Below are 13,064 nucleotides of genomic sequence, written 5' to 3' on the forward strand. Positions count from 1 at the left end.
TTATTGATTGCTTAATTCATCCAGATATTTTTTTATTGAATCAATCTCCTCCTTGCTTGCAGTATGGTTGCCCAGGGCTTGCATCACCAGCCTGGCAGCGGAACCATTAAATACATTGTCAATCATTTTATTGACCAGGTGCTGTTGTGTTTTTTCCTGGTTTACCAAGGCGCGGTAAATGTGTGTCTTCGACGAGGTATCCCTGGCAACCAATCCTTTTTCATGCATGATCTGCATCAGTTTAAGTGTGGTGGTATAGCCAGAATCTTTATTTTTTTCTAAAACCTCATGCACCTCCCTTACCGTACAACTGCCCTTGTCCCACAGTATCTGCAGGATCTCAAGTTCACTTTCGGTAGGCTTAGGCGTTGTTTGTGCTGTCATATCTGCATCTACGAATTGTTTCGTAATCAAATATACGAATCTATTCGTAGATGCAAAATAATTTAACACTTTTTTACTAATCAGTCGTTAACGACTTGCCCTTAAGGCTTCGTATTTATTGAGATTGGCCGGATCAACTTCTGATAAAAGGTTATAAGCCTTTAGTTTATCTTGGGGATCTGGCAGTGTGGATATTACATTTACCAATTCATCTGCTTTGGTGGCCAGGTACATGTTCGGAAAAATAGAACCTAGCTTCTGCTTGTCCATTTGTTTTAAAGTAGTAAGGAGGGAAATGATCTTTTTGGCACTTTTCGACTGATCTTCCTGCATGCGGTCCAGTCCGTTAAAATGGTAATCATAAATGAACTGTCTCAGCTCCTCGAAACTTTTGTTTTGCAGGTTTTCATTCAGCCAGTACCGGTTTCGAAGCCCGTCAAAAGCTTTCCATCCTTTATTTCCGGATACCTGGGCAACATTTAAGATATTTTGTGCTTTGTTATAGAAATGTGTGCCTCCAAGTTTACTGAAACTGTCCTTATCCAGGCCTATAATGGTGTAGGCATAAAAACTAAGCAGGGAACTTAAATTGGAAATGAAATTCTGATCAGAGAAGTCAAGAGATTGTCCTTCGTTATAATTGAAATCAAAATCCTTGTCACTGATGTTTAGCAGCGTACTGTTATACGCGGTATTGTAAACAGGGCGGCTGGACTGGATCTGTGCTTCTGCTTTATAGGCCGAACTGCCGTCCCAGGCAGTTACTGTAATTACAAAATTGCATTCAATCCTTTCTGCGGGAGCGTAGGGTTCATTGCTCCACTTATTGTTGTTTAGAAACTCGCGGATGGTATTCTGAAGGACTTCCAGGTTTTTTTTGTTGATATTGGGAACGGTGGGGGCCATTACCTGTACCCGGGTGTTCAATTCCTGTGCCTGTACCCAGCTGCAGCAGCAACAAAACAACAGGAAAATAAATGAGCAGCGTTTCTTCATGCTACAACAACTTTAATATTTCATTACAAATGTCAACAGCAACCTCGCTTTTTGATTTCATTTCAAATACAGTTTTCTCTGCTGCTTTATTAAAGATAGTTATTTTATTGGTATCCTTTTTAAAACCGGCACCTTTATCGTTAAGCGAGTTAAGCACAATAAGGTCAAGGTTCTTTTTTACCAGCTTTGCCTTCGCGTATTCTTCCTCATTCTCGGTTTCCAGGGCAAAGCCTATCAATAACTGATTTTTTGTTTTTAAAGTACCAAGGGTAGCCAGTATATCTGTTGTTTTTTTCAGATCCAGACTAAACTCGCTATTTGTTTTTTTGATCTTCTGATCTGCTCTTGTTACAGGTGTATAATCGGCAACTGCGGCGCTCATTACCGTAATATCGGCGCCGCTGAATTCAGCTTTGCAGGTTTCAAGCATATCGGCCGCGCTAACTACGTCAATCCGGTTCAGCTCATAATTGCTGAGCTGGGCGGTAGGTCCAGTAATGAGGGTTACCTCGGCGCCTAGTGCGGCAAACCTGTCGGCTATGGCGAAGCCCATTTTACCTGAGGAATGGTTGCCTATAAAACGTACCGGATCTATGGCTTCATAGGTTGGGCCAGCGGTAACCAAAACCCTTTTGCCGGTAAGTGGAAGAGAGGCCTGTATGTGAGTGGATAGATATGCCGTAATTTCTTCGGGTTCGGCCATCCTTCCTTCACCAAAGAGACCGCTCGCCAACTCGCCGCTGCCGGGTTGAATAACCTGGTTCCCATAAGAAAGCAGCTTTGAAATGTTATTTTTTGTGCTCTCGTGTTTCCACATATCCAGGTCCATAGCCGGAGCAAAGTATACGGGGCATTTGGCCGATAAATAAACTGCGGTAAGTAAATTGTCACATAATCCTGAAGCCATTTTAGCCAAAGTATTGGCACTGGCAGGGGCAATAACCATCAGGTCAGCCCAAAGCCCCAATTCTACATGGTTGCTCCAAACACCGGTTTCTTCTTCAAAATATTGGGTATAAACAGGATTTTTAGAGAGCGTAGCCAGGGTAAGCGGCGTAATGAAATTAGCCGCATCGGCGGTAAGAATTACCTTAACGTTTGCACCAGCCTTTACCAGTAACCTAACCAGTATAGCTGATTTGTATGCCGCAATGCTGCCGCAAACGCCAAGGATTACTTTTTTATTCTTAAGCATGGATTTAACCCCTATGCGTAGTCTTATTGTTGCTCTTTAGCAGGGTTTCTGAAGTAGACCTTATCGTTCAGGAATTCATCAATAGCAATTAAGCTTGGTTTTGGTAAACGCTCATAATGCTTGCTGATCTCAATTTGCTCCCTGTTTTCAAAAATCTCTTCCAGGTTGTCGTTAGAAGAAGCAAATTCGGCCAGTTTGCCGTGCAGTTCTTCTTTCATATTGTTGGAGATCTGATTAGCCCTTTTAGAAATGATTACCAGAGACTCATAGATATTTTTTGTTTTCTGATCCAGATCATTAACATTTCTGGTTACCGTAGTATTCGGTACTGCTGGTTTATTCGTATTCATTATTTAATGGGTGTTTTTATTGTCTTTGTACTGTCTGATTTGGCATCCTTTGCCAACATTGCTTTATATTTTTCCTGGTCTTTTGCCAACTGGGCAAGGAATTTTTTTGCGTTCTCTATTCCAGTCTGACTATCCTTTTTCAGAGTTTTGGCATCTTCAACCAACTTACTTTGCGGGTGCCCTTCAATGAATTCATCCGCATAGGTAATGGCTTCGTTAAACCGGTCTTCCTGGCGGGTCTCATAGCTGTTTTTTGCATAGGCAAATTGAGATTTGATGATCAGAAAGTCCATTTCTTCGGCATACTTAATGTCAGGGAAATCGATCTGCGCATTTTTTAGTGCAATAACAGCGGCTTTATAATTGGTTACATCGTAACCGCCCAAATCGTAGTAAAGCTTGGCGTTCGCATAAGCTTTATCTTCCAGCTTGGCCCTTAACAAACCAATGTATTTGGCTGCATCTGCTGCACGTTCGCTTTTAGGGTAAAAGTTGATGAACAATTGTAAAGCGTCAATAGCTTTGTAGGTATTCTCCTGATCCAGACTAGGGGCTGGGGAGTCCAGGTAATAGCAATAAGCGCCCATATACCTGCATTCCTCAGCATATCTGCTGCTTGGATAGGTATCGGCAAACGACTTAAACTGGTATCTTGCAGTAGTATAGTCCCTTAATTTATAAAGGGTCATTGCGTAATGGTAATTCAATTCTTCGGCTTCTGCTCTTCCCCTGTATTTCTGAGAAAGGTCTTCAAAGAGAATCAAGGCCTTTGAATAGTTTTTCTTGTTATACAAACGCATGGCCTCTTCGTATTTTTTCTTTACGTCATTGCTTAGTCTGATCTTTTCAAACTGGCTTTTGCAGCCCGCAATGCTTAGGGCTATAACGATGAAACTGAATAGTATTACGTGTTTAATTTTAAACATTCTGCAAAGATAAGGTAATAATACGACAACGTCAATTAAAAATAACAGGACGCTAAGCTATGTAAAGGCTTTGACCTTAACAAGGCCTTAACACTTTTTAACACAAACCTTATTTCTGCGTTTCAATTTCCGGGACACCTATCCATTGACCATCACAGTCGCTTTAACTCCCTTGAGATTCTTTATTAATTCTGAATCAGAATAATCGCGCAGAGGCTTCAGGATCTTAAAAAAGACAATTGCCCTGCAAAATGATTATGGATTAGCTTCTGCTGATGTTATATAAGGCATACCAATCCTGATGATCCAGTTCAATGCTGAATGCATTTGCTGCATTTCTTATTCTTTGCTCATTTGTAGTTCCGATCAGGGGCAATGCTCCAAGCTTTACCAGCCAGGCGACAGCAAGAGACTCAATATTTGCGTTGTATTTAATACTTAGTTCTTCGAGCTTTTCACGTACTTTAACGGCTTGGGGGTCGGTTCCGGTGGCAATTCTGCCTTCCGCCAATGGAGCGTAAGCCAACGGCCTCATATAACGCTGTTTGATATAATCAATCTGGCCGTTATCCAGGGCCTGGGTACTTAAAAGGTTCAATTCTATATGGTTGGTTACAATAGGCTTGGTTAAATAAGCTGCCAGCAGCTGGTGCTGAAAAACCGTGAAATTAGCGACACCAATGTTTTTTATTTTGCCCGACTCTTTTAATTTATCCAACGTCAATGCTGTCTCCTCAAGGTTAGATATCGGATCAAGCGTGTCCAATAAAAAAATATCCAGATAATCTGTCCGTAGTTTTTTCAATGAGCTTTCAATACTTTTTGTGATGTGAGCGGCAGAGCTGTCGTAATGTCTTACCCTTACCTCAGGTGTTTGCAGGTGTGGGACCCTTAAGCCGCACTTGCTAAACAACACCACCTCTTCTCTTTTAAATGCGCCATTGGCCATCAGGTTACCAAAAAGTTCTTCGCAGGCAAAAGAGCCGTAACTGGCACTGTGTTCAAAAGTGTTGATGCCCAGCTCAAGGCATAGTTGAACTGTGTTTTTCAATACTGTTCCGGGATCTTTAACCTCATCCCATCTGTAAAATCCATAAACCGCCGGAGAAACTTTTGCACCGGAATCTCCCATGTAAACTTTTTGCATATGCTTTATCTTATTCTAACACGACCAATATGGCCTTTTTTAAGCACAAATCAAAGTAGCAATTTAATAACAGGACTGCCCCTGGAAAAGTCCTTCGGCCAAACCATTTATGGTCAATTACCGTGTAGATCATATTGTGGCATTGGTAGAAGGGCTGAAGAAAGGGAATGTGACCATTGTAGAGGGGATCCTTGATCCGGAGCGGGAAGCTTCCGGCCAGTAGGGGCCTGCCGAAAACGATTGCACAATTTTTATCGGCCTTATCCTTTTTTTATTAAGCCTTAGTATTTATTCTTGTTGCTACACCAAATATAATGTCCTTATATTCGTTTAGATGATGCTCAGAATAAAAGCACTGGCCTGTATGTTTTTGCTGTTCCTGGTAATGGTGCCGGGAAAGGCACAGGTCAGTTCAAAGATTGAGCATTATTCTACTGAAAATGGCCTTTCGCATGATGGTGTAATGACCATTCTTAAAGACCGGGAAGGTTTCATGTGGTTTGGTACCTGGGACGGCATTAACCGTTTTGACGGGCATGATTTTGTGACCTATAAATCCAGGCCCGGCGACAGCTCGACATTAAAAAGTAACCGTATCGACCATATTGTAGAAGACAGACAAGGGTATTTGTGGCTTGAGGCTTATGACAACCAGATTTATCGCTTTAATAAGGTCAATGGAAAATTTCTGGCTATTGCCGATGTACTGGCAGAACAAGGGGCGGGAAATGTCCTGTTTGATGGGGTAAGGCTAACCACCAATGGCCGCATATGGCTAAGCACGCGCAACCAGGGCATATTTAGTGTAAGGAACGCTGCAGATGGCACTGTGCAGGTAAGCAGGTATGGTAGCGGACTGGGCAAGGGTTTCGGACTTCCCTCTAATCAGGTAAATTTTATTTATGCCGACCGTGCAGGGCGTACCTGGATAGGGACCGGAAGAGGACTGGTATGCCTGGTAGAAGAAGCCGGGAAATACAGAAATGTCCCTTTACCTGCCGGTATCGCATCAGGCATAGCTTATAGCTGTATTGCCGAAAGCAGGGATTACATTTGGCTGGGCACTACGGATGGGGACCTGTTGCGTTACCAGCCTGCATATGGTCAGGTTGTAAAGAAACAGTTGTCAGACAGCAGGCTGAACGACTTGCTGGTAGCTGAAAAACAGGGGGTATTGTACCTGGTGTCAAAAAGTATGGTATGCAGGGTGGGGCTTGCCGATCTGCAGGTTTCGGTATCGGCCATGCCTGCAGCAGAAAAATTCCTGTCACTTTATCAGGACCGTGCCGGGCAGCTTTGGATAGAACCGGAAATGCATGGGGTAGTGAAGTATGATCCAGCAAGGGCTACGTTCCGGTATTTTTTTCAGCAGAACGATGCCAATTTTCAAAACAGGTCCAGGGAGTTCAAAGTTTTTGAAGACCACAGGGGCCGGGTCTGGGTAAGTATGAAGGGAGGCGGCTTTGGTTATTACGATGCCCATACAGAGGATATCGCTTATTTTCATAACAAGCCCGGATCGGCAACGCATCGTTTTTCGAACATTGTTACCTGTAGCTATTTTGACCCGGCAGGAGTGTTGTGGCTGAGTACCCGTGACAGGGGCATAGAAAAGGTCCTGTTTCAGGAAAATGCCTTTAACTATAAATTACTGGTTGAAAACACCCTGAATAAATCGGACAATGAGATCAGGGGTATTTATAGCGACAGGCAGGGCCGTTTATGGCTTAGCTCCAAGTCGGGCCACCTGCTGGTATCGGGCAGGAAGCCCGGTCAGGTGTTTGTAAACTGGCCGCCAGGTGGTATCGGATTAGTGTATGTTATTTTGCAGGACCGTAGGGGCAATTTTTGGCTGGGCACCAAGGGCAATGGTTTGTTTAAGGCTGTTCCGGCAGATGAAGGCGAGCAAAAATACAGGCTGCTGCATTACCGCAATGACAGGGAAGACCCCTTTAGCCTGAGCAGCGATCTGATCTATACCATACTGGAAGATAGAAATGGACGGATATGGGTAGGAACCTATGGTGCAGGCTTAAATCTGGTTACAGAAGAACAGGGGAAAGTGAAGTTTATCCATAGTGGCAATGGTTTCAGTCATTATCCGCAGGGACCCTTTGATAAAATCAGGCACCTGCAGGAAGATGCAAAAGGTAGGATATGGGTAGCTACTACCAATGGGCTGGTGCTCTTTGCCCCGGGGGATGGTAACACCCATAACCCACAATTCAGGCATTACGGCAAAGTACCGGGCGATAACAGCAGCCTGGGCAACAATGATGTTCAGTACATTTACCGCGACCGCAGGGACAACATCTGGATCGCTACCTCCGGGGGAGGGCTGAACAAGGTGCTTACTGTGAGCAGCACCGGGTTGAAGCTACGCATTTATACGCGACAGGAAGGCCTGCCCAGCGATTATATTCTGAGCATGGTGGAAGACCTGAAAGGTAATTTATGGCTGGCTACAGAGAATGGCATTTCCAGATTTGACCCCTCGCGGCAGCTGTTCCGCAATTTCGATTCTTACGATGGCCTGCCCAAGACCGGGTTCTCTGAAGGTTCCAGCCTAAGGCTGCCCAACGGCGATCTGCTTTTTGGCTGTATTTACGGGTATCTGACCTTTAATCCGCAGGCCATTGCAGAGCAGCGCATAAGTGCCGGAATGGTATTTACCAATTTTCAGATCAACAATAAAGATGTGAATATTGAAGAAAAATCTGCTCCTTTCAAAACAGACATCAATACCCTTAAGGAGGTAAGATTGAAATACAATGAGAATATCATCAGTATTGATTTTACCGTGCTTGACTATCGTTTGGGCGATAAGCAGGACTATGCCTACCGTCTGGTAGGTTTTGATGAAGAATGGCGGGATGTAAAAAACCAACGCAAGGCAACCTATACCAATCTTCCCCCTGGTAATTACAAATTTGAGGTGAAAAGTATGAACGGGTACCTGTATACCCGGCTTCCCCTAAAGACTTTGAACATCAAAATAGCCCCTCCGCCCTGGCGTACGGTATGGGCATATAGCCTTTATGCTATATTGCTGGTGATATGCATTGAAATTGCCCGCAAAATAATATTTACCATGGTAAGGCTGCGCAACCGAATTGTTGTAGAGCAGCGTTTAACTGAACTGAAGCTACGGTTCTTTACCAATATTTCACATGAATTGCGTACCCCGCTTACACTTATTGTGAACCCTATAGAGGAAATATACCGCCAGGAAAATCTATCGCCCAGGGGATATGCCTATATTAATGTGGTACGCAGAAACGCCAACAGGATGGTCCGGTTTATCAACCAGTTGCTGGATTTCAGGAAAGTGCAAAGCGGAAAAATGCAGCTGAAGATGAGCAATACTGAAATGGTTGGTTTTATAAATGAAATAAGCAGTTACTTTTCTGAGCTTTCAAAAGAGAAACACATTGAACTAAAGGTTAGTGCCAATGTTGAGGAACTGCATGCCTGGATAGATGCCGAAAAGATGGATATTGTGGTGTATAATCTGCTGTCCAATGCGTTTAAGTTTTCTCCCGGCAATACAGAGGTCAGCGTAAGGCTGGAGTACCAGGAGGGCGATGGCTTTTTTAGGATCAGTGTGGCCGACCAGGGAATTGGGGTACCTTCGGACAAGCTGAACGACATCTTTGAACTGTATTACGAACTGGACAAGGAACCTGGCAATAACCTGGAGGGAACTGGCATAGGCCTGGCACTTTGCCGTGAAATTACCGAAATTCATGGCGGTAAAATTGAAGCCCGGAACAATGATCCTGAGAAAGGGCTTACGGTTAGCCTTACACTGAAACTGGGCAAAGCACATTTTAAAGATACAGACACGGTTGCATCTGTTATAAGGGAAATACCGGAACAGCGGGTTATGGATGGCCTGGAAGACCAGGTGCTGCCGCAACATGTGCCGGCCGAAGTGAAGGACAGGCCGCTGGTACTGGTTGTTGACGATAACAATGAGCTGCGCCAGTTTCTGGCCGATCAGCTAAAGGACTTTTATAGGGTGGTACAGGCAAAAGACGGTGAGGAAGGCCTGAAAATGGCTGCCGAACTGCTCCCTGATCTTGTGCTGAGTGATGTGATGATGCCCAAATTGGATGGCATAAGGATGCTGGATGAACTAAAAAACAAAGAAAACACCAGCCATATTCCTGTGGTACTGCTCACCGCCAAATCATCTGTAGAGAACCAGATCGAGGGTTTAAAATATGGTGCCGATTATTACATTACCAAACCTTTCCGGACAGATTTTATCCTGGCCTCTATAGAAAACCTGCTGCGGCAGCGCCGGAAAATATTTGAACAACTGCTGGCCAACAGGAAATCTGTGCTGCTGGGCCCTGGTGAAATTGTGATCACTTCGAGGGATGAGGCCTTTTTAAAGGAGATCATTGCCATAGTGGAAGAAAGGATGGCAGATCCGGGTTTCAATATAGATGCTGTAGCAGAATTTGCCGGAATGGGGCGTACTACCTTTTACAAAAAATTTAAGAGCCTCACCAACCTGGCTCCTGTAGAATTTGTCCGGGACATGCGCCTGAAAAGAAGCAAGCAGCTTCTGGATGCAGGGCAGCACAATATTTCAGAGATTGCCTATGCCGCCGGGTTCAACAGTGCCAAATATTTCAGCACCTGTTTCAGGGAGGCCTACGGAATGTCGCCCTCAGAATACCTGAAATCTCAGGACAACAAAAGCATATAAAGCTAGCTCTAGGCCTTGGTTGGGCCAGTGTGTCAATTTTTGGATGCATTTCGTCAAAAATCAGACCTCAAAAAAACAGCATCAGGCTAAGTTTGTGTACCGGGGCTTCCTACAGCTTCGAAAAAAAGAAACCAAATATAGACTATGAATAAATTACTACTCCAAGTTTTTATGCTCTTGCTGTTGTGCAATACGGCATGGTCGCAAACCCGGCAGGTTACAGGTAAAGTAACGGACAAGTCCGGAAAGGAAACCATCCCCGGGGCCAGTGTTTCCATAAAGGGAAGTGCCACTGCGGTAAGCACCGACGAGAAGGGCCAGTTCAGGATCAATGTGCCGGCTGCCGGGCAGATAGTACTGGTAGCACGTTATGTGGGCTACAAAGCCCAGGAAATAAACGTGGGCAGCCAGTCGAAAGTGAATTTTGCCCTGGAAGAAGATGTAGCTTCACTCAATGAAGTTGTGATCAATATCGGTTACGGTACTGTACGCAAAAAAGACCTTACCGGGGCTGTATCCTCTGTGGGGGCAGATGTGATAGCGGCCGCTCCGGTATCATCCGCCCTGCAGGCCATTGCCGGACGGGTGCCAGGGGTCAACATCACTACAACAGAAGGTTCTCCTGACGCGGAAATGGTAGTAAGGGTAAGGGGTGGTGGCTCCATTACGCAAAGCAATAGCCCACTTTATATTGTAGATGGTTTTCCAATGCCTTCCATAGCTGATATCGCACCACAGGACATTGAGTCAATAGACATTTTAAAGGATGCTTCCTCTACCGCTATTTATGGATCGAGGGGCGCAAATGGCGTGGTACTGATCACGACAAAAGGTGGCAAAAGTGGCAAAACAAGTATCAGTTATAACCTGTTTGGCGGAACACGAAAGCTGGCCGATAAACTCGATGTACTGACACCCCTGGATTACGCCATCTGGCAGTATGAAAGGGCATTGCTGGATAAAGCTCCAGATGTTTATACCAAATACCTGGGCAATTATCAGGATATAGACCTGTATGCCAATACACCTGCAAACGACTGGCAGGAACTGGTTTTTGGCCGTACGGGAACTACAATTAACCACAACCTGAACATCAGTGGTGGCAGCGATAAAACGAAATACAGCCTTAGCCATAGTTTTGTGAAAGATAAGGCGATCATGCAATTGTCCGGTTTTGAGCGGCAGAACATCAATTTTAAGCTGAACCATAAGCTGTTCGATCGCCTGACACTGGATGTGGGCATGCGCTATTCAGACAGCAAAACAAAAGGTGGGGGCGCCAATGAACAGAACGAGGTGTCGTCTGCCGATTCGAGGTTGAAATATGCCATGATCTATCCGCCATTCCCCGTAGCCGGTTTAACCACCACTACAGAAACAGATGACTCTTTTAACCTGTACAATCCGCTGGTTTCCATCTCTGATAACGACCAGTACATTCACCGCAAAACCTATAATTTAAACGGGGCGGCAACCTACGAGATCATCAATAACCTGAAACTGCGTTCGGAGATAGGTTACGATGGTTACAGAAACGATCAGGACCGCTTTTATGGAACAACTACCTATTATGTAAGGAATGTGCCTGCCGGTGAGAACCAGAACCTTCCTGCCATTATCCTGGCAAATACCAACAGGAACAGTCTGCGCAATACCAATACACTGAACTACAGTTTTGATAAACTGTTTAAGAAAGACCATAACCTCAATGTGCTGATCGGGCAGGAGTACATTAAAATTGAAGAAGGCACCCTGACCAACGTGGTGCATGGCTTCCCGAAATCCTTTACTTTTCAGAACGCGAGGGTATTGTCTACCCAGGGGAAAGCAAATTCGGTTGACAATAACTTTTCCCCGGATGATAAAATGCTTTCTTTCTTTGGCCGGGCAAACTATGATTTTCAGGGTAAATACCTGCTAAGCGCTACTTTCAGGGCAGATGGTTCCTCAAAATTCTCACCAGGAAACCGCTGGGGATATTTCCCTTCGGTGTCTGCTGCCTGGAGGGTCTCACAGGAAAACTTTATGGAGCCAACCAAATCCTGGCTGTCTGACCTGAAGTTAAGGGCAAGTTACGGTACTGCCGGTAACAACAATATCCCCCCGGGGCAGATCACTCAGTCGTTCCAGAATTCAACAACAACCTGGGTCAATGCTTTCAATAGCTTCTGGGCGCCATCCAAGATCATGGCCAATCCGGACCTGAAATGGGAAACAACCGTAACAAGGAACATCGGTGTCGATTTCTCTATCCTGAATTCTAAAGTAACGGGTAGCATAGACGCTTACCTGAACCGCACCAACGACCTGCTGATCCAATTCCCTGTTTCGGGAACAGGTTACGATTTTCAATACCGAAATATTGGAAAAACACAGAACAAAGGACTGGAATTCTCCGCAAACTGGAATGCTGTAAAATCTGCAAATTTCGATCTCTCTGTGAATGGCAACATCAGCTTCAACAGGAACAAGGTCCTTTCTCTGGGTACAGTTAAAAACGTCAACGGGATATCTGGCTGGGCTTCAACAGAGATTGGTGTCGATTTCCTGGTTGAGGAAGGGGCTTCGGTAGGTCGCATTTATGGCTATAAGAGCGATGGCAGGTACGAGGCCTCCGATTTCAACGAAACGGTTGCTACCAATGGGGTATGGACGCTTAAACCTGGTGTGGCCGATGCCAGCCCTGTGATCGGTGCGCTTCGTCCTGGCTCCATGAAACTCAAAAACCTGGATGACGACCTGAAGATAGGCCAGGCCGATAAAACAGTGATCGGTAATGCCAATCCACTACATACCGGGGGCTTTTCCATCAATTCAAGGATCTATAATTTTGACATCGCAGCTTTCTTTAACTGGAGTTATGGCAATGATGTGTACAATGCCAATAAGATAGAATATACTTCAACCAGTAAGTACAATTCGAGGAATATGATCTCGACCATGGCCAGTGGTAACCGCTGGACAAACCTGCGTGCCGATGGTACCATCAGCAATGATGCAGCAGAACTGACCGCCATGAATGCCAATACTACACTGTGGTCGCCATATATGAAAAGTTTTGTACTGAGCGACTGGGCGATAGAAGATGGTTCCTTTTTACGTTTGTCGACCATAACGCTTGGCTACACCCTGCCACAGGCATTGTCTGCTAAGCTGAAGATGAAGAAACTGAGGGTGTATGCCTCAGGTTATAACCTTTGGCTGCTTACCAATTACAGCGGCTTTGACCCTGAAGTTTCTACCAGGCGCAAGACCGGGCTTACCCCGGGAGTGGATTACTCGGCCTATCCGAAAAGCAAATCTTTCATTTTGGGCCTGAATGTTAATTTTTAGCACACTGTTAAAT

The 13,064-nt window shown here is 44.9% G+C and carries 8 protein-coding genes; 2 read left to right on the forward strand and 6 right to left on the reverse strand.

The genetic code is table 11. The features are described 5' to 3' along the window. The 6 genes from B9A91_RS23760 to B9A91_RS23785 form a co-directional block, all read right to left on the reverse strand. Entirely contained in the window at positions 1 to 384 is a 384-nt protein-coding gene (locus B9A91_RS23760; RefSeq protein ID WP_084241566.1) for a BlaI/MecI/CopY family transcriptional regulator, read from the reverse strand. An 87-nt stretch (positions 385 to 471) separates the two neighbouring features. Further along, positions 472 to 1,380, reverse strand: coding sequence for a type IX secretion system protein PorD (gene porD / locus B9A91_RS23765; RefSeq protein ID WP_084241567.1), 909 nt, complete (start codon positions 1,378 to 1,380; stop codon positions 472 to 474). Between the two features lies 1 nt (position 1,381). After that, complete coding sequence (gene coaBC, locus B9A91_RS23770) at positions 1,382 to 2,575, reverse strand: bifunctional phosphopantothenoylcysteine decarboxylase/phosphopantothenate--cysteine ligase CoaBC (RefSeq protein ID WP_084241568.1); 1,194 nt, start codon at positions 2,573 to 2,575, stop codon at positions 1,382 to 1,384. A 23-nt stretch (positions 2,576 to 2,598) separates the two neighbouring features. Continuing rightward, positions 2,599 to 2,925: a DNA-directed RNA polymerase subunit omega gene (locus tag B9A91_RS23775; RefSeq protein WP_084241569.1), complete on the reverse strand. Its 327-nt coding sequence runs from the start codon at positions 2,923 to 2,925 to the stop codon at positions 2,599 to 2,601. Then, the gene (locus tag B9A91_RS23780; protein ID WP_084241570.1) at positions 2,925 to 3,851 is read right to left on the reverse strand and encodes an outer membrane protein assembly factor BamD; all 927 of its coding nucleotides are present in this window, start codon (positions 3,849 to 3,851) and stop codon (positions 2,925 to 2,927) included. The genes B9A91_RS23775 and B9A91_RS23780 overlap by 1 nt, the downstream gene beginning before the upstream one ends. Positions 3,852 to 4,113: 262 nt before the next feature. Further along, a complete protein-coding gene (locus tag B9A91_RS23785; RefSeq protein WP_084241571.1) occupies positions 4,114 to 4,998 on the reverse strand; it encodes an aldo/keto reductase in 885 nt (294 codons plus the stop codon). A gap of 334 nt (positions 4,999 to 5,332) precedes the next feature. Between B9A91_RS23785 and B9A91_RS23790 the strand changes: the two genes are divergently transcribed. Both B9A91_RS23790 and B9A91_RS23795 read left to right on the forward strand, forming a co-directional pair. After that, entirely contained in the window at positions 5,333 to 9,718 is a 4,386-nt protein-coding gene (locus B9A91_RS23790; protein ID WP_084241572.1) for a hybrid sensor histidine kinase/response regulator transcription factor, read from the forward strand. Positions 9,719 to 9,862: 144 nt separating this feature from the next. Further along, positions 9,863 to 13,051, forward strand: a complete 3,189-nt coding sequence (locus B9A91_RS23795) for a SusC/RagA family TonB-linked outer membrane protein (protein WP_084241573.1) — start codon at positions 9,863 to 9,865, stop codon at positions 13,049 to 13,051. The last annotated feature ends 13 nt before the right edge of the window (positions 13,052 to 13,064 follow it).

This window comes from Pedobacter africanus, from assembly GCF_900176535.1.
GTDB lineage: Bacteria > Bacteroidota > Bacteroidia > Sphingobacteriales > Sphingobacteriaceae > Pedobacter > Pedobacter africanus.

Bases quoted from the DNA above. Each gene is read 5' to 3' on its own strand.
- B9A91_RS23760 (WP_084241566.1), bottom strand. From the start codon at position 384: ATGACAGCACAAACAACGCCTAAGCCTACCGAAAGTGAACTTGAGATC.
- porD (WP_084241567.1), bottom strand. From the start codon at position 1,380: ATGAAGAAACGCTGCTCATTTATTTTCCTGTTGTTTTGTTGCTGCTGC.
- coaBC (WP_084241568.1), bottom strand. From the start codon at position 2,575: ATGCTTAAGAATAAAAAAGTAATCCTTGGCGTTTGCGGCAGCATTGCG.
- B9A91_RS23775 (WP_084241569.1), bottom strand. From the start codon at position 2,925: ATGAATACGAATAAACCAGCAGTACCGAATACTACGGTAACCAGAAAT.
- B9A91_RS23780 (WP_084241570.1), bottom strand. From the start codon at position 3,851: ATGTTTAAAATTAAACACGTAATACTATTCAGTTTCATCGTTATAGCC.
- B9A91_RS23785 (WP_084241571.1), bottom strand. From the start codon at position 4,998: ATGCAAAAAGTTTACATGGGAGATTCCGGTGCAAAAGTTTCTCCGGCG.
- B9A91_RS23790 (WP_084241572.1), top strand. From the start codon at position 5,333: ATGATGCTCAGAATAAAAGCACTGGCCTGTATGTTTTTGCTGTTCCTG.
- B9A91_RS23795 (WP_084241573.1), top strand. From the start codon at position 9,863: ATGAATAAATTACTACTCCAAGTTTTTATGCTCTTGCTGTTGTGCAAT.